The 20,226-nt window shown below is 71.3% G+C and carries 20 protein-coding genes and 1 pseudogene; 11 read left to right on the forward strand and 10 right to left on the reverse strand.

Annotated features, from left to right (window positions below):
* Entirely contained in the window at positions 1 to 1,965 is a 1,965-nt protein-coding gene (locus ACFPCV_RS33350) for an Hsp70 family protein (RefSeq protein ID WP_378060887.1), read from the forward strand.
* A gap of 170 nt (positions 1,966 to 2,135) precedes the next feature.
* Here the strand turns inward: ACFPCV_RS33350 and ACFPCV_RS33355 are convergent, their stop codons facing one another.
* A complete protein-coding gene (locus tag ACFPCV_RS33355; RefSeq protein ID WP_378060888.1) occupies positions 2,136 to 3,641 on the reverse strand; it encodes a leucyl aminopeptidase in 1,506 nt (501 codons plus the stop codon).
* A 97-nt stretch (positions 3,642 to 3,738) separates the two neighbouring features.
* On the opposite strand from ACFPCV_RS33355, the gene ACFPCV_RS33360 reads away from it, so the two are divergent.
* Together ACFPCV_RS33360 and ACFPCV_RS33365 are read left to right on the forward strand one after the other, a co-directional pair.
* Positions 3,739 to 4,668 (forward strand): hypothetical protein, encoded by a 930-nt coding sequence (locus ACFPCV_RS33360; protein ID WP_378060889.1) that lies wholly within the window; start codon positions 3,739 to 3,741, stop codon positions 4,666 to 4,668.
* Positions 4,669 to 4,732: 64 nt separating this feature from the next.
* Positions 4,733 to 5,830 (forward strand): branched-chain amino acid aminotransferase, encoded by a 1,098-nt coding sequence (locus ACFPCV_RS33365; RefSeq protein ID WP_378060890.1) that lies wholly within the window; start codon positions 4,733 to 4,735, stop codon positions 5,828 to 5,830.
* A 9-nt stretch (positions 5,831 to 5,839) separates the two neighbouring features.
* Here the strand turns inward: ACFPCV_RS33365 and cobS are convergent, their stop codons facing one another.
* The 3 genes and pseudogenes from cobS to ACFPCV_RS33380 all read right to left on the reverse strand — a co-directional run bounded on the left by cobS (position 5,840) and on the right by ACFPCV_RS33380 (position 8,355).
* On the reverse strand, positions 5,840 to 6,538 hold the full coding sequence (gene cobS / locus ACFPCV_RS33370; protein ID WP_378060892.1) for an adenosylcobinamide-GDP ribazoletransferase: 699 nt from the start codon (positions 6,536 to 6,538) through the stop codon (positions 5,840 to 5,842).
* Between the two features lie 263 nt (positions 6,539 to 6,801).
* Positions 6,802 to 7,827, reverse strand: a pseudogene (gene cobT, locus ACFPCV_RS33375) (nicotinate-nucleotide--dimethylbenzimidazole phosphoribosyltransferase); the annotation flags it as partial.
* A gap of 15 nt (positions 7,828 to 7,842) precedes the next feature.
* A complete protein-coding gene (locus ACFPCV_RS33380; protein WP_378060893.1) occupies positions 7,843 to 8,355 on the reverse strand; it encodes a bifunctional adenosylcobinamide kinase/adenosylcobinamide-phosphate guanylyltransferase in 513 nt (170 codons plus the stop codon).
* A gap of 24 nt (positions 8,356 to 8,379) precedes the next feature.
* On the opposite strand from ACFPCV_RS33380, the gene ACFPCV_RS33385 reads away from it, so the two are divergent.
* A complete protein-coding gene (locus ACFPCV_RS33385) occupies positions 8,380 to 8,553 on the forward strand; it encodes a hypothetical protein (RefSeq protein WP_378060895.1) in 174 nt (57 codons plus the stop codon).
* Positions 8,554 to 8,555: 2 nt separating this feature from the next.
* On the opposite strand, the gene ACFPCV_RS33390 is transcribed toward ACFPCV_RS33385, so the two are convergent.
* Complete coding sequence (locus tag ACFPCV_RS33390; RefSeq protein WP_378060897.1) at positions 8,556 to 9,542, reverse strand: aldo/keto reductase family protein; 987 nt, start codon at positions 9,540 to 9,542, stop codon at positions 8,556 to 8,558.
* Positions 9,543 to 9,891: 349 nt separating this feature from the next.
* Positions 9,892 to 10,554, reverse strand: a complete 663-nt coding sequence (locus tag ACFPCV_RS33395; RefSeq protein ID WP_378060899.1) for a DUF3043 domain-containing protein — start codon at positions 10,552 to 10,554, stop codon at positions 9,892 to 9,894.
* Positions 10,555 to 10,592: 38 nt separating this feature from the next.
* Between ACFPCV_RS33395 and ACFPCV_RS33400 the strand changes: the two genes are divergently transcribed.
* Together ACFPCV_RS33400 and ACFPCV_RS33405 are read left to right on the forward strand one after the other, a co-directional pair.
* Positions 10,593 to 11,702: a glycerate kinase family protein gene (locus ACFPCV_RS33400; RefSeq protein WP_378060900.1), complete on the forward strand. Its 1,110-nt coding sequence runs from the start codon at positions 10,593 to 10,595 to the stop codon at positions 11,700 to 11,702.
* A gap of 111 nt (positions 11,703 to 11,813) precedes the next feature.
* The gene (locus tag ACFPCV_RS33405; protein ID WP_378060901.1) at positions 11,814 to 12,176 is read left to right on the forward strand and encodes a HesB/IscA family protein; all 363 of its coding nucleotides are present in this window, start codon (positions 11,814 to 11,816) and stop codon (positions 12,174 to 12,176) included.
* 57 nt (positions 12,177 to 12,233) lie between these two features.
* Here the strand turns inward: ACFPCV_RS33405 and ACFPCV_RS33410 are convergent, their stop codons facing one another.
* Positions 12,234 to 12,404 (reverse strand): hypothetical protein, encoded by a 171-nt coding sequence (locus ACFPCV_RS33410; RefSeq protein ID WP_378060903.1) that lies wholly within the window; start codon positions 12,402 to 12,404, stop codon positions 12,234 to 12,236.
* A 194-nt stretch (positions 12,405 to 12,598) separates the two neighbouring features.
* Here ACFPCV_RS33410 and ACFPCV_RS33415 point away from each other — a divergent pair, with 194 nt between their 5' ends.
* Together ACFPCV_RS33415 and ACFPCV_RS33420 are read left to right on the forward strand one after the other, a co-directional pair.
* A complete protein-coding gene (locus ACFPCV_RS33415; RefSeq protein WP_378060904.1) occupies positions 12,599 to 13,531 on the forward strand; it encodes a carbohydrate kinase family protein in 933 nt (310 codons plus the stop codon).
* Between the two features lie 38 nt (positions 13,532 to 13,569).
* A complete protein-coding gene (locus ACFPCV_RS33420) occupies positions 13,570 to 14,397 on the forward strand; it encodes a hypothetical protein (RefSeq protein WP_378060906.1) in 828 nt (275 codons plus the stop codon).
* Positions 14,398 to 14,404: 7 nt separating this feature from the next.
* On the opposite strand, the gene asnB is transcribed toward ACFPCV_RS33420, so the two are convergent.
* The gene (gene asnB, locus ACFPCV_RS33425; RefSeq protein ID WP_378060907.1) at positions 14,405 to 16,324 is read right to left on the reverse strand and encodes an asparagine synthase (glutamine-hydrolyzing); all 1,920 of its coding nucleotides are present in this window, start codon (positions 16,322 to 16,324) and stop codon (positions 14,405 to 14,407) included.
* Between the two features lie 144 nt (positions 16,325 to 16,468).
* Between asnB and ctaC the strand changes: the two genes are divergently transcribed.
* Both ctaC and ACFPCV_RS33435 read left to right on the forward strand, forming a co-directional pair.
* Positions 16,469 to 17,443 (forward strand): aa3-type cytochrome oxidase subunit II, encoded by a 975-nt coding sequence (gene ctaC / locus ACFPCV_RS33430; protein ID WP_378060909.1) that lies wholly within the window; start codon positions 16,469 to 16,471, stop codon positions 17,441 to 17,443.
* Positions 17,444 to 17,463: 20 nt separating this feature from the next.
* Positions 17,464 to 17,865, forward strand: coding sequence for a cytochrome c oxidase subunit 4 (locus ACFPCV_RS33435; protein ID WP_378060910.1), 402 nt, complete (start codon positions 17,464 to 17,466; stop codon positions 17,863 to 17,865).
* 119 nt (positions 17,866 to 17,984) lie between these two features.
* On the opposite strand, the gene trpD is transcribed toward ACFPCV_RS33435, so the two are convergent.
* Both trpD and ACFPCV_RS33445 read right to left on the reverse strand, forming a co-directional pair.
* Positions 17,985 to 19,025: an anthranilate phosphoribosyltransferase gene (gene trpD, locus ACFPCV_RS33440; protein WP_378060911.1), complete on the reverse strand. Its 1,041-nt coding sequence runs from the start codon at positions 19,023 to 19,025 to the stop codon at positions 17,985 to 17,987.
* A 6-nt stretch (positions 19,026 to 19,031) separates the two neighbouring features.
* Positions 19,032 to 19,439 carry a hypothetical protein gene (locus tag ACFPCV_RS33445; RefSeq protein WP_378060912.1) on the reverse strand — a complete coding sequence of 136 codons (408 nt, stop codon included), beginning with the start codon at positions 19,437 to 19,439 and terminating at the stop codon, positions 19,032 to 19,034.
* 180 nt (positions 19,440 to 19,619) lie between these two features.
* Here ACFPCV_RS33445 and ctaE point away from each other — a divergent pair, with 180 nt between their 5' ends.
* Positions 19,620 to 20,222 (forward strand): aa3-type cytochrome oxidase subunit III, encoded by a 603-nt coding sequence (gene ctaE / locus ACFPCV_RS33450; RefSeq protein WP_465251579.1) that lies wholly within the window; start codon positions 19,620 to 19,622, stop codon positions 20,220 to 20,222.
* Positions 20,223 to 20,226: the final 4 nt, after the last annotated feature.

A 20,226-nucleotide genomic window follows, 5' to 3' on the forward strand; every position in this document is an offset into this window, starting at 1 on the left:
GTGATCGACTTCGGGGCCGTCAACACGGTGGCCATGCTCGACGGGCGGCTCGTGACGGTGGACGGCGTGCCGTGGCTGCCGTCTGTGGTGCACGAGGGCGTCGTCGGCGCGGACGCGGCGGCGCTGGCCCGTGGACAGGCCGCGCGGGACCTCAAGGAACGCCTCGACCCGGCGCAGGTGCGGGCGGTGTTCGCGCGGGTGCTGTCGGCGGCGCGGGACCAGGGCGGCGTGGTCGGCGACGTGGTGGTGACCCACCCCGCCGGGTGGCCGCCGGAGCGGGTGGCCGTGCTCATGTCGGCGGCAGGCCCGATGGCGCGGGCGATGCCGGAGCCGGTCGCGGTCGCCGCCGGGTACGGGATCGCCGAGGGGGAGACCGTCCTCGTCGTGGACGCGGGCGGCGGCACCTGGGACGTCGCGGCCGTGCGCGGGCAGGAGGTGCTGGCCTGCGCGGCGCTGCCCTTCGGCGGCAACGACGTCGACCGGCTGGTCGTCGAGCGGGTGCGGCCCTCGCTGCGGTCGGTCGTCGAGCACGGCGCGCTGCTGGAGTCGGCGAAGGCGGGCAAGGAACAGCTGTCCCGGCACGACTCGACGGAGATCGTCCTGCCGGACCACCGGGCCGTGCGGCTGGACCGGGCGGAGTTCGAGCGGCTGGTGTCGGCGGCCGTGGACCGGCTGGCGGCGCTGGCCGCCGAGGTCGGCGGGCCGGTCGCGGCCGGGCGGGTGCTGCTGGTCGGCGGGTCGAGCCGGATGCCGCTGCTCGCCGGCCGCGTCGGCCAGGTGACCGGGCTGCCGGTGACCACGGACCCGGAACCGGAGACGGCCGTGGTCCGGGGCGCGCGGCTGCTGACCCGGCCGGTGCCGATCGAGGACCCGCTGGCCCCACCCGCCGCGCTCACGCCGGAACCGGAACCCGCTCCCGCCGCGGTGGTGGAGCAGACCGTGCGCTCCCGCCGGGGACCACTCGCGCTCGTGGTCCTGCTGCTGCTCGTCGCGGGCGTCGCCGTCGTGTTCGGCGGTGCACGCCCGGTCGATGGCAACCCGGTCGCCGCCGCCGTGCCGCCACCGCTGCCCGAGGCGGCCATGCCGTCGGCCGTCAGCGGGGACGAGGTGGTCAACGCGGAGGTCGCGCCGTTCACCCCGGGTGCGCTCGGCGAGACCGTCGAGTACCGCCACCCGTCGGGCAACACGTTCGCGGTCACGGTCACCGGGGTCGAGTCCACCCTGGCCGCGCCGCAGCCCTACCTCGCGGCCCCGGACGGCTTCCGCTGGCTGGTACTGCGCCTCCACGTGGCGAACACCGCCGGTCCCGACTACCCCCGCGACCCCATGGAGGACGTCGCGGTCGTCGACGACCGGGGGCAGTGGCTGCGGCAGCCCTACGGGTACGGCCAGGTCGCGTGCGTCGACGGCGTCCCGCCCGCGACCCGGATCCCGGCCGGCGCCGACGCCGACATCTGCGGTGTCGTGTCCGTGCCCGCGGCCACGCCGGTCGCCGCGGTGGTGTTCGGGGCGCGGTCACCGGAGGCCCAGGCGCCGCTCCGCTTCCCGGTGGACGTGCCGGCCACGAGGGACCGGGCCGCACGGACCCGCGTCGTCGGTGAGCTCGGCGGACCACCCGTGTCCGTCGACGGGCTGCTGGCGCGGGTCGACCTCGTCCTCGCCCCGTCCGGCTACCTCACCGGGCAGGTCCCCGCGCCGGGGCACCGGTTCGTGGTCGTCCGCACGGCGATCACCGCGACCGGGCAGCGCACCGTCACCGTCCTGCTGCGCGACGACCGCGGCGCGTTCCTCTCCGGCCGGGTCGACGTACTGCGGGACTGCCCGCCGCTGCCGGGCACGCTGGTGCCGGAGATCCCGGCCTACGGCTGCCACCTGTTCGAGGTGGCCGCGGACACGCCGGTCACCGCGGTCACGTTCCGCGGCCGCGGGCCCGACCTGACCCGCTGGCCGACCTGGCGCCCCTAGATGTGATTCCGTGAAGTGTGGCCCCGCCCCTGGCTTCGGTGCCGTCAACGCGCGCTGACGGCGCAGCAATGCCCTGAAAGGCGCGTTTAGGGCGCTCAGCGCCCCAAACGCGCCTTTCAGGGCACTGGTTGTGCCGTCTTCCGCAACGAGCCGCGGGACACGCCCGATCTCTAGCCGTTCTCGGCGATGTCCGCCAGTACGGCGGCCAGCGTGCGCACCGGCACACCTGTGCCGCCCTTGGCCGTGTAGCCCCACGGGCCGCCGACGTTGTAGGCCGGGCCCGCCACGTCGATGTGCACCCACGGCACGTTCTCGGCGATGAACTCGCGCAGGAACAGGCCCGCGGCGAGCATGCCGCCCCACCGGTGCCCGGTGACGTTCGCGATGTCGGCGAGCCGGGAGTCCAGGTCGCCGCGCAGCTCCTCGGGCAGCGGCATCGCCCAGCCGCCCTCACCGGTGGCCCGCGCGATGGCGGCCACCCGGTCCCGGAACTCGTCCGAGCCCATGATGCCGGGGGTGCGGCGGCCGAGCGAGACGATCTGCGCGCCGGTCAGCGTGGCCGCCTCCACCAGGTAGTCCGGGCCGTCCTCGCACGCCCGCACGATCGCGTCGGCGAGGATCAGCCTGCCCTCGGCGTCGGTGTTGAGCACCTCGACGGTCTTGCCGCCGTACATCGTGAGCACGTCACCCGGCCGGTACGCGGCACCCGAGGGCATGTTCTCCGCCATCGGCACGGTCGCGACGACCTCGAGCGGGTACTTGAGCCTGGCGGCGAGCAGCACGGTCGCGACGACCGCGGCCGCGCCCGACATGTCGGAGGTCATCTCCTCCATGTTCGAGGCAGGCTTGATCGAGATGCCGCCGGTGTCGAACGTGATGCCCTTGCCGACCAGCGCCACCTTCTTGCGTGCCTTCGGGCCCTTGTAGGACAGCCGCACCACGCGCGGCGGGCGCGTGGAACCCATGCCGACGCCGAGCACGCCGCCGAAACCGCCCTTGCGCAGCGCCTTCTCGTCGAGGATCTCGACATCCACCCCGGCCGCCTTCGCGAGCGCGGCGGCCCGGTCGGCGAACGACGCGGGGAACAGGTCGTTGGGCGGGGTGTTCACGAAGTCGCGGGCAGTGCACACGGCCTCACCGATCGCGGTCGCGGCCTTGAGCGTGGCGCGGTGGTCCTTCGCGGTGCCCTCGGCGGGCGGCACGACGTCCACCCGCTCCACGGGCGCGTCGCCCTTCTCCGAGCGGTACTCGGTGAACCGGTAGGCGCCGAGCACGGTGCCCTCGACCGCCGCGTGCAGGTCCACACTGGACAGGGTGGTGACCACGCGCCTGGTGCCGGCGAGCGCGCGGGCGGCGGCACCGGACGCGCGGCGCACCTGCTCCGCGCTCGGTCCGTCGGCAGTGGACTTGCCGAGTCCGACGGCGACCACGAGCCCGGCCGGGATCTTGCCCATGCTCGGGATCTTCACGACCTCGTCCTGCCCGCCGGTGGCGCCGACGGTGCGCAGGATCTCGGCGAGGGTGCCGCCGAACGCGGAGTCGACCCGCTCGCTCCCCGGCGCCAGGGCGACGCCCGTTCCATTGGTGCTGTCGTCCTGCACGGTGCCGATGACCACCGCGTCTGCGGTGGCCTCGTCTGCCGTGGTGGTGGTCAGCGACAGCTTGGGCGCGGTCAACGAAGGCTCCTGTCGGTCGGGTGCTGACGCATGCTAACGACTTGTTTCACACCTGCCCACCGTCAGGTGGTGGCAGGGGGTCTGACACGGTGGGCAGGTGACCGATCGGGTACTCACGGTGGACGGGCTCGCGCGCGGGGTGGCGCCCGCGTTCGGTGCCGGGCTTTTCCTAGGCCTGGCACCGGCTTCCGCGTTCGCCGGGTGGTGGCTGGTGGCCGGGCTGGTGCTTGCCGCGGCCCTCGCGGTCCTCTTCGTACTGTCCACATCGGACCGAACGCCCGGCCGGGCTGCGCTTTCACTGGGAATACTGGGAAGGATTGCCGCCGCCGCGGCGGTCGCGGCCACGTTCGGCGTGTACGTGGTGCCAGAGCAACCCGAGGTCGGCGCGGTCGTACTGCTGGTCGCGGTGACCGCGGTCGTCCTGCTCGCGCCCCCGCTACCGCCCGTGGTCGACCGGATCGCCGCTGTTGTCGTGGTCGGCGTGCTGCTCGTCGTGGCCGTGGCCTGCTTCACGATCACGCCCGTCACACCCCCGGTCCCCCCGGTCCCGGACATCGCGGGCACCGACGAGCCGCTCGGCCTGCTGCCCTCGGCTGTGCTGCTCTTCCTGTGCTTCGTCGGCGGGCGGGCCGACCGGCGGGCGCGACCCGCCGTGATCGGGGTCGTGCTCCTGGTGAGCGTCGCGGTCGCGATCGGGGCGCTGCGCCAGCTCGGCGGGGAGCGGCTCGCGCTGTCACCCGCGCCGCTGCGGGACGTGCTCACGGCCGCGGACGCCACGTCCATCGACGGGCTGCTCGCCGTCGGCGTCACCGTCGCGTGCGTGTTCGCGCTCCGCGGGTGCCTGACCGACCTCCGTGACCTCGTGCCCGGCAGCCGGTCACCGGTGGTCGCGGCGGGTCTCGCGGCGGCGGTCGCCGCCCTCGGCGCGATGGTGCTGCACCCCAGACATGCCCTGGTCGGGGCGGCTGTACTGCTACTGGGTGAAGCTGTGATCCGCGTACTGGCGGGGCGGCGGCGTCGGGCATAGTAGGACGTCAAATAGTCCGTCCGCCGATTCTCTGAGCGGCCCGTCGAGAGTTACGGTGCTTTCCATGGCACAGCAGTCATTCACCAGGACTCCCCATCCGGCGCCGGCGACCCCGGAGCGGATCGCGGAGGTATTGGCCAACCCGGGTTTCGGGGCGTACTTCACCGACCACATGGTGACCGCGCGCTGGAACCGCACCGAGGGCTGGCACGGGGCGACGGTCGAACCGTACCGCCCGATCGAACTGGACCCGGCGGCCATGGTGCTGCACTACGGCCAGGCGATCTTCGAGGGCCTCAAGGCGTACCGGCACGCCGACGGGTCCATCCAGTCGTTCCGCCCGGAGGCCAACGCGGACCGGTTCCGCCGCTCCTCCCGCCGCCTCGCCATGCCCGAGCTGCCCGACGAGTTGTTCCTCGGCTCGCTGCGCGAGCTGGTCGCGGTCGACGGGCACTGGGTGCCGGAGCAGGACGAGGAGTCCCTCTACCTGCGGCCGTTCATGATCTCCACCGAGGTGGGGCTTGGCGTGCGGCCAGCTGCCGAGTACCTGTACGTGCTCATCGCGTCGCCTGCCGGCTCGTACTTCGCGAGCGGGGTCAGGCCGGTGAGCGTCTGGCTCTCGACCGAGTACGTGCGTGCCGCGCCGGGTGGCACGGGCGCCGCCAAGTTCGCAGGCAACTACGCCGCGTCGCTGGTCGCGCAGGCGCAGGCCGCCGAGCAGGGCTGTGACCAGGTGGTGTGGCTGGACGCGGTCGAACGCCGGTGGGTCGAGGAGATGGGCGGGATGAACCTGTTCTTCGTCCTCGGCTCCGGGGCGGACGCCCGCGTGGTCACGCCGGAGCTGTCCGGCTCGCTGCTGGCGGGTATCACCCGCGACTCGCTGCTGACCCTGGCCGCCGAGCTGGGCTACCAGGTCGAGGAGCGGCGCGTCTCCACCGAGGAGTGGGAGAAGAAGGTCGAGTCCGGCGAGCTGTCCGAGGTCTTCGCGTGCGGCACGGCCGCGGTGATCACACCGGTCGGCTCGGTGAAGCACGCCGAGGGGTCCTTCACCATCAACGGCGGCAACCCGGGCACGGTCTCCATGCGCATGCGTGACGCGCTGACCGCGATCCAGCGCGGCACCGCGCCGGACACGCACGGCTGGATGACCAGGCTCTCCTGAGCGACCAGGTCAGCGCAGGACGACCAGCACGACGGTCGTGGCGAGTTCGCAGGCGGCACCGAGCACGTCCCCGGTGACGCCGCCGAACCGCTTCCCGGCGTGGTGGACGAGCAGCACGACGAGCCCGGTGGCGACGACGATCGCCACCGGGCCGCGCCATCCCTGGACCAGCGCGACCGCGGCGAGGGCGACGACCCACGCGACGGGCACGACGGTGGGCTGTGTCCCCGCGACGAGCGCCCCCAGCCCTTCTGGCCTGGCCGAGGGCACGGCCCGGTGGCAGCAGATCGTGAACGCCACCCGCCCGGTGACGACCGCGAGCACGAGTGCTTCCCAGTCGCGGATCGCGGCGGCCTGTGCCCCGAGCACGAGCACGATGGCGACGACCCCGAACGGCCCGACCGGCCCGTCCCGCATGATGGCGAGCGCCTTCTCGGGGCCCTGGTAGGAGCCGAGCCCGTCAGCGGTGTCGGCGAGCCCGTCGAGGTGCATGCCCCGGGTGGCGAGCGCGAGGAAGGCGACCACGAGCACGCCGCCGAGCAGCCCCCTGTCGAGCAGCACGAGCAACCCGGCCGCCACACCACCGACCACGAGCCCGACGACCGGCGCGCAGGTGATGGCCCGGCGAGCCACCTCCCGGTCGACGTGCCGGACGTGCACCGGCAGCACCGTCAACCAGGAGAACGCCAGCGCAAGCCCGCCGAGCATCAGCTACCGGGCGGCGGAGTGGCTCCGGGCTCCGCGCCCCCGGGTTCGGTGGGCAGTCCGTCGCTGCCGGCGGCTCCGGCCCTGGAGCCGGTCGGGTCGTCGGCGGGTGCGCTGCCCTCGGCGGCCTCCGCCCTGCGCTCGGCTTCCCGTGCCCTGCGTTCCGCGGCCTCCGCCCTGCGCTCGGCCTCCTCCGCCCTGCGTTCGGCGGCCTCCGCTCCGCTCTCGGCGTCTCGCGGTGCCCCGGGCTCCGCGTCTCCGGTGCCTGGGCCGCTCACACCCGCGTCCGCGAACGTCGCCATGTCCGTCAGCACCTGGACGGCCATCGTGAGCAGCGGGATCGCGGCCGTGGCGCCGGAGCCCTCACCGAGGCGCATCTCCATCTCCAGCAGCGGCGTCATGTCCAGCTGCTCCAGTACCAGCGTGTGCGCGGGCTCCGTCGACCGGTGCCCGGCCACCCACCACGCACGCGCACCCGGCGCCAGCTCCTCCGCCAGCAACGCGGCCGCCCCCGCCACGATCCCGTCCAGCACGACCGGGGTCCGCCGCACCGCGGCCTGTGCCAGGAACGCGGCCATCGCGGTGATGTCCGCGCCCGCGACCGTGCGCAGCAACGCCACTGGGTCGGCGGTGACCGGCTTCGCGCGGCGCAGGGCGTCGCGGATCGCGGCGGTCTTGCGCATCCACGTGTTGTCGTCGATGCCGGTGCCCCTGCCGACCACCGCGACCGGCTCCGTCCCCGTCAGCGCCGCCACCAGCACCGCGGCCGGGGTGGTGTTCCCGATGCCCATGTCGCCCGCGACCAGCAGGTCCGCGCCCGAGTCGACCTCCTCGTCGGCGATCGACCTGCCCGCCGCCAGCGCGGCCTCGACCTCGTCCTGCGTCAGCGCGTCCTCGGTGTCGATGGCGCCGGAGGAGCGGCGCACCTTGCGGTCCCCGGCCGTCGTGTCGACCGCGACCGACATGTCCACCACCCGCACGGTCGCGCCCGCGACCCCGGCCAGCACGTTGATCGCGGCGCCGCCCGCCTGGAAGTTCGCCACCATCTGCGCGGTGACCTCGCTCGGGTAGGCGGACACGCCCTTGGCGGCCACGCCGTGGTCACCGGCGAACACCACCACCCTGGGTCGCCGCAGCGGTCGCGGCGGGCACTGGCCCTGGCACGCCGCGAGCCACGTGCCCAGCTCCTCCAGCCGCCCCAGTGCGCCGAGCGGCTTCGTGAGCTGGGAGTGCCGCTCCTGCGCCGCCTGCCGCACGGACTCGTCGGGTGGGCTGACGACGTCGAACTCCATCGAGCATTCCTCCAGTCAGCGCAGGCGCAGCGGGAGACCCGCCACGAGCAGCAGTACCGATGCGCACACCTCAGCAAGGCTCGCGTTCAGCGTGCCGAGCTGGTCGCGGAAGAGCCTGCCAGAACGCGTCCCGGGCACCACGCCGAGGCCGACCTCCGCCGACACCAGCACCAGCTCCGCCGGGCACTGCGCGACCGCCGCGACTAGCCTGCCGCACTCGTGGCGCACCTGGTCGAGGTCGCCGTCCCACGCGTCGTGGTCGTCCATCACACCGGTCAGCCACGTCGCGACGTCGTCGACCAGCACCGGGCCGCGTGCGGTGGTGAGGAAGGCCGGCAGGTCCGGTGGCTCGACGGTGCGCCAGCCGGGCGGGCGGCGGGCGACGTGTGCGGCGATGCGGGCCTGCCACTCGGCGTCGGCAGGGTCGACGCGGGCCGTGGCCACGTAGGTTGCCTCGTCGGCGGGCAGGAGTCCCTCGGCGTGCGCGGACTTGCCGGACCGGGCGCCGCCGAGCACCAGGGTGGTCACGGCCGCACGCTATCTTGTGCGGCCGTGACCCACCGCTGGAGCCATGAGGGCTCACCGACCTTCGACGACCGGACCGCCGCCGAGGAGTGGCTGTCGGCGAACTGGCAGGACCTGGTCGACGCCGGCGTCGACCAGGTGACCCTCCTGGACGGCGACGAGGTCGTGTACGGGCCGATGAGCCTGCACCCGGCGGACTGAGGTCAGCCGGTCCGCGAGGGGTCCCGCTCGACGACGCCGTCGAGCACCTCGTCGATCTTCTTCAGCACGTCGGCGTCGAGCTTCACCCCGGCCGCCTTGACGTTCTCCCGCACCTGCTCGGGCCGGGTGGCGCCGATGATCGCCGAGGCGACGTTCTGGTTCTGCAGCACCCACGCGATCGCGAGCTGCGCCATCGACAGGCCGACCTCGTCGGCGATCGGTTTGAGGTCCTGGACCTTCGCCAGCAGCTCGTCGTTCTGCAGGAACCGGGAGATGAAGTTCGCGCCGCTCTTCTCGTCGGTCGCGCGCGAGCCGGCCGGTGGTGGCTGACCCGGCTGGTACTTGCCGGTGAGCACGCCCTGCGCGATCGGCGACCAGACGATCTGGCTCAGCCCGGCCTTCTCACTCGCCGGGACGACCTCGGCCTCGATGACCCGCCACAGCATCGAGTACTGCGGCTGGTTGGAGATGAACGGCACCTTCAGTTCACGCGCCAGCTCCGCGCCGGCCGCGATCTGCTCGGCGTTCCACTCGGACACCCCGACGTAGAGCACCTTGCCCGCCCGCACGAGGTCGGCGAACGCGAGCATCGTCTCCTCCAGCGGGACGGTTTTGTCGAACCGGTGGGCCTGGTAGAGGTCGACGTAGGCGGTCTGGAGGCGCTTGAGCGACGCGTCCGCGGACTCGAGGATGTGCTTGCGGCCGAGTCCCTTGTCGTTGGGACCGCCCGGCCCGGTCGGCCAGTAGACCTTCGTGAAGATCTCCAGGCTCTCCCGCCGCTGCCCGGCCAGCGCCCGCCCGAGCACGGACTCGGCACGCGTGTTGGCGTACACGTCAGCGGTGTCGAAGGTGGTGATCCCCGCGTCGAGCGCGGCCTTCACACAGGCGAGCGCCTGCTCCTCCTCGACCTGGGACCCGTGCGTGATCCAGTTCCCGTACGAGATCTCACTGACACTGAGGCCACTACGGCCAAGACGACGAAACTCCATACCCCCAACCTATCGCTGAACCAACTCCAGCCCCCGCCCCCAAACCCCACCAACCCCCGCGAGTCCCCGGTTCAGAACCCGCGAGTCCCCGGTTCGGGACCCGCGAGTCCCCGGTTCGGGACCCGCGAGTCCCCGGTTCGGGACCCGCGAGTTCCCCGTTCGCGACCGGCGAGTCCACGCTTCGCGTCCGACACCGCTGGTTCCGAACGGCAAACTCAGCGGTCCTGAACGGGGGACTCGCGAGTCCGGAACGGGGGACTCGCGGGTTCTGGACGGGGGACTCGCGGGTTTGGGTGGGGGACTTGCGGGTTTGGGTGGGGGACTTGCGGGGTGGTGGGTTTGGGGTGGGTCAGGTGATTTTTTCGCCGGGGCGTACTCGTGGCTTCGGGACCCGTAGTTTGCGGATCTGGGAGGCGCGGATGAACGCGTACCAGCCGATCGACAGCCCGCGCGTCGTCTCCTTCGGGAACTTCTGCCGGACCTGCTTGGTGAGGCGGCTGCCCATCAGGACGCCCTCGATGATCATCGCGACCAGCATCAGCAGGCACAGCAGCGTCGTGAAGCTCTGCACGCGCGGATCCGGCACCAGCAGCGCGATGAAGATCAGGATCGCGAGCGGCATGAACATGCCGAGCAGGTTGCGGCGCGAGTCGACCGCGTCCCGCAGGAACGCCTTGACCGGCCCGCGGTCGCGCGGCATCAGGTACTTCTCGTCGCCTGCCATCATGCGTTCGCGCTGGTTGGCGCGGATCTCCCGGCGCTTGGCCGCGAGCTCCTTGCGCTCCTCCTTGTTGCCGCGCGCCCGCTTCATCGCCTCGCGGGTCGTGCGCGGCGGTGGGGCGACCGGGCCGCGCCTGCGCTGCTCGGCCTCGCGGCGCTTCGGGGTGGGACGGCCCTTCCCCGGCGTGTGGGCCTTGTTCCTGGCGGCCTCCTCCTCCGCTGTCTCGACGATGTCACCGCCGCCGTTGTCGGCGTCGGTGATGTCTGCATCTTTGCGGCGAAGGAACCTCACACGCCAAAGGGTAAAGGAGGTGCAACTACTCTTTGACCATGCGGGTCCTGATCGCTCCTGACTGCTTCGGTGGGACGTTGACCGCGCCGGAGGCCGCCGAGGCCATCGCCGCCGGGTGGCGCGGTGGTGCGCCGGACGACGAGCTCACTCTCTGTCCACTGGCCGACGGCGGCCCCGGCTTCGTCGACGTGCTGCACGCCGCGCTCGGCGGCCACCTCCGGCACCACTCGGTGGCCGGTCCGCTCGGGTCCTCCACCGACGCCGTCTGGCTCGAGCACGACGGCACCGCCTACATCGAGTGCGCGCAGGCCTGCGGCCTGACGCTGGTCCCCAGGGAGGAGCGGGACGCGCTCGCCGCGAACACGGTCGGTGTCGGCGAGCTGATCCGGCACGCGCTCGACTCCGGTGTGCACACGATCGTCGTCGGGCTCGGCGGGTCCGGCAGCACCGACGGCGGCGCGGGCATGTTCCGCGAGCTCGGCGCGATCGCGGTCGGCGAGGACGGCGAGCCGCTGCCCCCCGGCGGTGGCCCGCTGATCGACGCCGCCCGCCTCGTCGGCGCGGTCGACCTGGGCGGCGTGCGGCTCGTCGCCGCCTCCGACGTGGAGAACCCGCTGCTCGGCAAGGACGGCGCCGCACGGGTGTTCGGTCCGCAGAAAGGCGCCGACGACCTGGCCGTGCGCAGGTTGGAGCGGTCGCTGACCCGGTGGGCGGACCTGCTCGCCGAGGTCGCGGGCCGCGACGTCCGCGACGTCCCCGGTGCGGGCGCCGCTGGTGGACTCGGCGCCGCGCTCATCGCACTGGGCGCCACCGTCGAGTCCGGCGCCGGGGTGGTCCGGCGGCTCACGGGCCTCGACGCGGCACTCGACCAGGCACAGCTCGTGGTCACCGGCGAGGGCAGCTTCGACTTCCAGTCGCTGCGCGGCAAACTGGTGACGAGGGTCTCCGGCGCGGCGGCCGAGCGCGGCGTGCCGTGCGTGGTGCTCGCCGGGCAGGTCAGCGTCGGGCGCCGCCGGGCCGCGTCCGCCGGGGTGGAGCAGGCCTACTCGGTCGCGGAGCACGTCGGCTCGGCCGAGGCGTCGCTCGCCGACCCGGCAGGCACACTCACGCAGCTGGCGAAGCACGTGTCCGGGCAGTGGCGGTTGTAACAGCGGGCCGCGACCGACATGTGTCACCATGGAGGAAGAGGACGGGGAATAAACCACGGTTGCGCCGCGATTGACCCCGGGTAGAAGGAGTCCACAGGTCGAGGGAGAACCATGACGACCGCCCAGGAGAACACCACCGAGACGGAGACGCACGGCGTGCTCCTGTCGGACGCGGCCGCCAGCAAGGCCAAGGCCCTGCTGGACCAGGAGGGTCGTGACGACATGCACCTGCGTATCGCCGTCCAGCCTGGTGGCTGCGCCGGCCTGCGCTACCAGCTCTTCTTCGACGAGCGCACGCTCGACGGGGACCTGTTCCGGGACTTCAACGGCCTGAAGGTGGCCGTGGACCGGATGAGCGCCCCGTACGTCCAGGGCGCGACGATCGACTTCGTCGACACCATCGAGAAGCAGGGCTTCACCATCGACAACCCCAACGCCGGTGGTTCCTGCGCCTGCGGCGACTCGTTCCACTGAGCCGCTGAGTTCGACGACAACGGGCCGCGACGTGACACGTCGCGGCCCGTTCGTCGTTCACACGTATTCTTCCAGCCCGTTGACCTGGGCGAAGGTCGTCTCGTTCACTTCCCACGGCGCGGGTTCCCGCTGGCCGGGGAGGACAGGCCCGCCGTCCCGGAGCGGCCGCGGGATGTCGGCGCAGTCCGCGATGAGCTCGGCGAACGACTCTGCTTCGGTTGTGGTCACGGCTCGAACCTAGGCCCAAGGACCCCGGTCCACGACCCTTACCAACCGGTAGTGTCCAGCGGAGTCCCTAGTGGGTTTCCAGCGTGATGGCCCACTATCGTTGGTGACTTCCGTTCACTCCACCTGACGACCACCAGACAGGGGAAGCCCTCGTGCCCGTAGCCGTCTCCGGAAGCATTGCGACCGACCACCTCATGCACTTCCCGGGGAGGTTTGCCGAGCAGCTCGTCGCGGAGCAGCTGCACCGGATCTCCCTGAGCTTCCTCGTCGACGACCTGGTCGTCCGGCGCGGCGGGATCGGCGCGAACATCGCGTTCGGCATGGCCGTGCTCGGCAGCTCGCCCGTCCTGGTCGGTTCCGTCGGCGAGGACTTCGGTGACTACCGGTCCTGGCTCGAGCGGCACGGCGTCGACTGCTCCGGCGTGCGGGTGTCCGAGACCGCCCACACCGCGCGGTTCGTCTGCACCACCGACGACGACATGTGCCAGATCGCGTCGTTCTACGCCGGCGCGATGGCCGAGGCCCGTCTGATCGAGCTGCTGCCGGTCGCGGAGCGCGTCGGTGGCCTTGACCTGGTGCTGATCAGCCCGGACGACCCGGACGCGATGCTGCGGCACGCCGAGGAGTGCCGTCAGCGCGGCTACTCGTTCGCCGCCGACCCGTCACAGCAGCTCGCCCGCATGTCCGGCGACCAGATCCGCGCGTTCGTGACCGGCGCGAAGTACCTGTTCTCCAACGACTACGAGTGGGAGCTCCTGCGCCAGAAGACCGGCTGGTCGGAGCAGGACGTCATGTCGCGGGTCGGCATGCGGATCACGACGCTTGGCGAGAAGGGCGTCGAGATGGTCGACTCGTCCGGCACGTCGATCCACGTCAGCGCGGTGCCCGAGACCGTCAAGGCCGACCCGACCGGCGTCGGCGACGCGTTCCGTGCCGGGCTGCTCGCGGGCCTGGAGAAGGGCCTCGAGCTGGAGCGCGCCGCCCAGCTGGGGTCCTACATCGCGGTGCTGGTGCTCGAGACCGTCGGCCCGCAGGAGTGGACGCTGGACAAGGCGGTCGCGGTGTCGCGGATCGGGTCCGCGTACGGCCCGGTAGCGGCTGAGCAGATCGGCGCCATCCTCCCGTAGGTACCGCTTTTGCCGCGCGCCTGGTAAATCTGACTACCATGCGTGTTCTCGCGGTCACCGCGGCGTGTCTGTTGTTGTTCGCCGGATTCGCGTCGGCCGACGTGGGGCCGTGGCGGACCGTGGGTTGGGACGTGGCACGGCCCCTGGACGAGAGCCAGGGGCTGGCCGTCGTCGAACGCCCGTCCGGCACCGTCGTGAAGTACACCGGCATCGGCACCATCCCGCCGTCGCTGGCGACGCGCGGGTGGAACCACGTCGGCGACCCCGGCGCCGGGCACGGCTACTACGTCGAGCCCTACCAGCGGGACGACCGGGGGGCGAAGCTGTTCCGCGTCCAGGCCCCGGACGGGACGTGGGCGGAGTACCAGCACGCCCTGGAGCCCTGGGAGGCCAGCAACAACTCGTTCGCCGCCGTGTCGCCCGACGGCCGGTGGCTGGTGGCGGGCGAGTGGGGCACCATGGACCGGCTCCTGGTGCACCCGATGCCGGGGATCGCGCACACCGACCCCGCCGCGAACCTGCCGTACTCGTCGGCCGTCCGGCTCGACCGGCCGGTGCGTGACATCCAGGGGTGCGACTTCGTGTCGGCCACCCGGTTGCTGTGCTCGTCCGACGACCCGGCGGGGTCGCTGTTCGGGGTCACCAAGCCACTGCTGCAGGTCGACCTGGCAGGCCAGGTCGGCTCGTCGGACGTCGCGGGCACCGTGACGCTGCTGGGGCAGCTGCCGCTGGAAAGCGGCTGCTCCGGCGAGTTCGAGGCCGAGGGCATCGACTACGACGAACGCGACGGGACGCTGCGGGTCGTGGTCCTGTCACCGGGCATCTGCGTCGTGTTCGACAGCAAGACCTGGCGCTTCCGGCGCTAGGCGGCCGCTACAGCTTGACCGGGTAGTGCGGCTCCGGGATGCGCGGGCGGATGTTCTGCTCGACGAAGATCCCGTGCCACAGCATGTACACCAGCAGTGCCCAGATCCGCCTGCTGTGGTCGAGGGTGCCCGCACGGTGCTCCTCCAGCAGCTTCAGCACCGCGTTCTTGTCGATCTCCTCCTCCGTCTGCGACTTGAGGATGATCTGGCGTGCCCAGTCGTACATCTCGTCCTTGAGCCACAGCCGGATCGGGACCGGGAAACCCAGCTTGCGGCGGTTCAGCACGTGCTCGGGCACGATCCGCCGCAGCGCCTGCCGCAGCGCGTACTTCGTGGTCTCCCTGGTGATCTTCTCCTCCGGCGGGATCTTCGCCGCCACCTTGAACACCTCCGCGTCCAGGAACGGGACCCGCAGTTCGAGCGAGTTGGCCATGGTGACCTTGTCGGCCTTCACCAGGATGTCGCCGCGCAGCCACGTGAACAGGTCCACGTGCTGCATGCGGGTCACCGGGTCCCACGCCTGCGACTCGCCGTACGGGCCGGCCGTGATGTCCCGGTGGCCGATCGACGGGTCGAACGTCTTCAGCACCGCCCGCAGCTGGTCGTCGCGGAAGATGCGGGCGTTGCCGTAGTAGCGGTCCTCCAGGGACAGGGCACCCCTGCGCAGCAGGTCCTTGCCGCGCGTGCCGTCCGGGATCTTCGTCGACAGGTTGCCCATGGCCTTGCGGAGCGCGCCGGGCACCTTCTCGAACGCGGCGAGCGAGATCGGTTCCCGGTAGATGGTGTAGCCGCCGAACAGCTCGTCCGCGCCCTCACCGGACAGGACCACCTTCACATGACGGCGGGCCTCCCGCGCGATGAACCACAGCGGCACCAGCGCCGGGTCCGCCACCGGGTCGTCCAGGTACCAGACGATCAGCGGCAGCGCCTCCATCATCTCCTCGGCGCCGACCGTTCTGACCACGTGTTTCACGCCGATCGCCGCCGCGGACTCGGCCGCCACGTCGACCTCCGAGTAGCCCTCCCGCTCGAAACCCGTCGTGAAGGTGATGAGGTTCGGGTTGTGCTCACGGGCCAGCGCCGCGATGGCCGTCGAGTCGATGCCACCCGACAGGAACGACCCGACGGTGACGTCGGCACGCATGTGCTTGGCCACCGAGTCGCGCATGACCTCGGCGATCTCGTCGTACAGCTGCTCGGAGTCCTTGACCGGGGTCGGGCGGAACGTGTGGAAGAAGTACCGGTCGGTCCGCAGCTCGCCGCCGGGCGCCACGGTGAACGAGTGACCCGACTCGATCCGCCTGACCTCGGTGTGCAGCGTCTCCGGCTCCGGGACGTACTGCAGCGTCAGGTAGTGCTGCAGCGCGGTGCGGTCCAGCGTGGGTTTCACGTTCAGGCGCGGGGCCAGTTCGAGCAGGGCCTTCTTCTCGCTGGAGAACGCCACCCCGCCGGGGCCCGTCGCGTAGAACAGCGGCTTGATGCCGAACGGGTCCCGGGCGCCGAACACCTCGCGGCGGCGCCAGTCCCAGATGACGAACGCGAACATGCCGCGCAGCTTCTGGACCGCGGCGGGACCCAGGTAGTGGTAGAGGGCGACGATGACCTCGCTGTCACCGTGCGTGCGCATGGTCGCGCCGTGCTTCTCGATCAGCTCCTGCCGCAGCTCGACGTAGTTGTAGATCTCACCGTTGAACAGCAGCGTGTAGCGCTCCTGGACGCCTTCCGGGCTCCAGTGCAGCGGCTGGTGGGAGTGGTCGACGTCGATGATGGACAGCCGGTTGAACCCGAAGACGACCTCGTCGCCGGTCCAGGTGCCGGTCTCGTCCGGGCCGCGGTGGCGCTGGCACCGCATGGCCGAGGCCACCGCGTCCCTGGCGGCAGCGGCATCCTGTTCCGTCGGGCACACCACACCAAGCAGACCGCACACGGTTCGGCACAACCTTCCCTGTCGAGTGCTTGTAAGGGGCAAGTATGGCCGCTTCGGCCACGGCAGCCCCTAAGCGGTGTGGCCTGCGCCTCTGGGCTACGCTCCAACGCTGTGATCACCGGTCTTCCTAGGAGGGATCGCGCAGTGAGCGGAACGGGGCGTTCGCGGACATCGCGACTGACCACCATCGGTGGACTCGTCGGGCTGGTAGCGTTCACCGTGACCGGCTGCTCCGGCGGCGAGGTACTGCGGTTCGGCTGGCCCGAGGGGGTCACCCCGCAGTCCGAGCGCATGGTGGAATTCTGGACCTGGACGGTCGTCGTGTCCCTGGTCGTCGGCGTCATCGTGTGGGCGCTGATCCTGTGGCCGGTCATCGCGCACCGCAAGAAGGGCGACCAGCTCCCCAAGCAGTTCCAGTACAACCACTTCCTCGAGTTCATCTACACGGGCATCCCGTCGATCATCGTGGTGGTGCTGTTCTACTTCACGGTGACCACGCAGAACTTCGTGCTCGCCGAGGAACCGGAGGACAACGTCGGCGTGAACGTCGACGTGCTGGCCTTCCAGTGGAACTGGCAGTTCACGTACAACGAGTACGTCACCGCCGACGGCCGCACGATGGTGCCGAGGACCTCGGACGGTGAGCTGGTGTCCACCACCGGCAGCACCACCGAGATCGCGCTGCTGGTGCTCCCCGCGCAGACGACCGTCCACTACGAGCTGCGCTCCCGCCCCGGTGACGTCATCCACTCGTTCTTCGTGCCGGAGTTCCACTTCAAGCGGGACGTCTTCCCGTACCCGGAGAAGAACAACCAGGACAACACGTTCCAGAACTCGATCGACCGCGAAGGCTCGTTCGTCGGGCGGTGCGCCGAACTGTGCGGCACCTACCACTCGGGTATGAACTTCGAGGTCCGCGCACTGAGCCCGGAACGGTTCGACGACTACATGGAGCTACGGGTCACCAGCAACGAGGTGACCGGCCGGCCGTACACAGCGGCCGAGGCCCTGGCCCGCATGGGTGAGGAAGACCCGTCGTGCGGTGAGCTGTGCAGCCCGACCGCGGTGACCACCTCCCCGTTCAACCCCGACCGCACCGCGCGGACCTCGTCGAACTGACCGGCCAGGAGGACTGACTCATGAAGGTCGAAGCCAGGCTCTTCGACGTGACGACGGCGTTCTTCTTCCTCGCCGCCATCGTGTACGGCTTCTGGGCGAAGGAGCCGGTGGGGATCGTCGCCCTCATCCTGACCGGTGGGCTCTCGCTGATCATCGGGTCGTACTTCCACTTCGTCGCCCGCCGGGTCGAGCGGCGACCGGAGGACAACCCGGACGCCGAGATCAGTGACGGCGCCGGCGAGGTGGGCTTCTTCTCCGCGGGCAGCTACTGGCCGGTGGCGATCGCCGCTTCCGGCGGTGTCGCGGCCGTTTCGCTCGCGTTCTGGCAGATCTGGTTGCTGGTGATCGGGCTGGTGCTGGTGCTGGCGTCCGTTGGCGGGCTCGTGTTCGAGTACCACACGCGGCCTGACGCCACCGACTGAGTTCGCTTCGACTGGCGCGTTCCGGGTTCCCGGGACGCGCCAGTCGTGTTTCCGAGATCGATCATGCCCTGAAAGGGCCGTTCAGGGCGCTCAACGCCCTGAACGCGCCTTTCACGGCCTCAGGAGGTGGCCAGTTCCCGGCTGCGGGTGATCCAGCGGTCCAGTAGCTTCGCGGCCCTGCCCGAGTCGATGGCGTCCGCGGCGGTTTCCAGGCCCGCCCGCAGGTCGGCCGTCAGGTCCGTCGTGAGGCCCCTGAACGCCGCGATCGTGCCGGCCGCGTTGACCAGGACCGTGTCGCGGACCGCGCCCGCGTCGCCGGCCACCAGAGCGCGCAGGACCTTCGCGTTGTCCGCCGCGTCGCCGCCTGCCAGTGCGTCCGGGGCGGCCGGGGTCACGCCGAGGTCCGCCGGGTCGATCGTGTCCTCGCGGACCGTGCCACCCGTCGCCACCCACGCCCTGGTCGTGGTCGTGGTGGTGATCTCGTCGAGGCCGTCGTCGCCGCGGACCACCAGCACGGAGTAGCCGCGGGACGCCAGTACCTCGGCCACGACCGGGGCCAGTCGTTCGTGTGCGCAGCCGACCAGTGCCGACGTCGGCTGCGCCGGGTTCGTCAGCGGGCCCAGGATGTTGAAGACCGTCGGGATACCGAGCTCCTTGCGGGTCGGGCCCGCGTGGCGCAGTGCCGGATGGAACGCGGGGGCGTAGCAGAAGCCGATGCCCAGCTCACGGACACAGGTGGCGACCGCCTCCGGCGAGAGTTCGATCACCACCCCGAGCGACTCGAGCACGTCGGCCGCTCCGCAGCGGGACGACTGTGCCCGGTTCCCGTGCTTCACGACCGGCACGCCCGCCGCCGCCGTCACCAGTGCGCTCATCGTGGAGATGTTCACGCTGCCGGACTGGTCACCCCCGGTGCCGACGACGTCGGCGGCGGCCACGTCCAGCGGCACCCGGCGGGCGTGGGACAGCATCACCGTCGCCAGGCCGTCGACTTCCTCAGGCGTCTCGCCCTTCGATCGCAGTGCCGCGGCGAACGCGCCGATCTGGCCGCCGGTCGCCCGGCCGGTCATGATCTCCTCCATCGCCCACGACGTGTCGTCGGCGGTCAGGTCCGCACGCGCGACCAGCCGGCCCAGCAGGCCGGGCCAGTTCTGTGTCATCCGGGCTCACCCCTGTACGACGGGAAGCTGCTTGTTGCGCAGCACCTCGGCGACCGTCTCCGCGGCGGCCAGCGGGTCGAGCGGGTGCACCAGCACCGCGTCGGCCTGCGACCAGGTGGCCAGCCACCGGTCGTCCCTGCGGCGGATCGCGATCACGATCGGGGGACAGTCGTCGATCTCGTTCTTGAGCTGCCTGCACAGCCCGATGCCGCCGGTCGGCTGCGCCTCGCCGTCGAGGATGGCCAGGTCGACGTTGCCGGCGTCCATCTCCATCAGCACGTCGGAGATGGTCGCGGACTCGTGGTAGGTCACCCGGCCCAGGTCGGCGGCGGGACGGCGCCCGACGGCTGTGAGAATCCTCTCCCGGACCTCGGGCCGGTGGCTGAACACGAGGATCTTCAGCGGGGAGCTCATGGCGGTGCCTCCGGCATCACGGTGTTGGACAAGAAACGGGCAGGTCCGGCCACCCAGATGTTATCCGGCACGCCGTCCCGGCCCGCAGGTGCCCGACCCGGGCCGTGACGATCTCCCGAACCCCCGACTCGCCGCAACCCCGATCAGCTGACCGGGGCATGGACAGGCAATAATGCCCGCGTGACGACAGCAGCGCCCTCAATCAGCCAGCGTGTGCACTCGCTGAACCGGCCGAACATGGTCAGCGTCGGCACCATCGTGTGGCTGGCCAGCGAGCTGATGTTCTTCGCCGGCCTTTTCGCCATGTTCTTCACGGTCAAGGCGCAGAACGACACCGGCCACTGGCCTCCGCCGCCGTACCACCTCGACGTGCCCTACGCGCTCGTTGTCACGATCGTGCTGGTCGCCTCGTCCCTCACCTGTCAGATGGGTGTGTTCGCGGCGGAGCGGGGCGACGTGTTCGGGTTGCGGCGTTGGTACACGATCACGCTGGTCATGGGCATCATCTTCGTGCTCGGCCAGGCGAACGAGTACCGCGTGCTGATCCAGGAGGGGCTCACCATCCCGTCCTCGGCCTACGGCACGGTCTTCTACCTGACCACCGGGTTCCACGGCCTGCACGTGGCCGGCGGTCTCATCGCGTTCGTGTACCTGCTCATGCGTACCAAGATGAGCAAGTTCACGCCGGCACAGGCCACGTCGGCCATCGTCGTGTCGTACTACTGGCACTTCGTGGACATCGTCTGGATCGGCCTGTTCACCGTCATCTACTTCATTCCGTGATGCG

The sequence above is a fragment of the Actinophytocola glycyrrhizae genome (assembly GCF_042653545.1).
Lineage (GTDB): Bacteria > Actinomycetota > Actinomycetes > Mycobacteriales > Pseudonocardiaceae > Actinophytocola > Actinophytocola glycyrrhizae.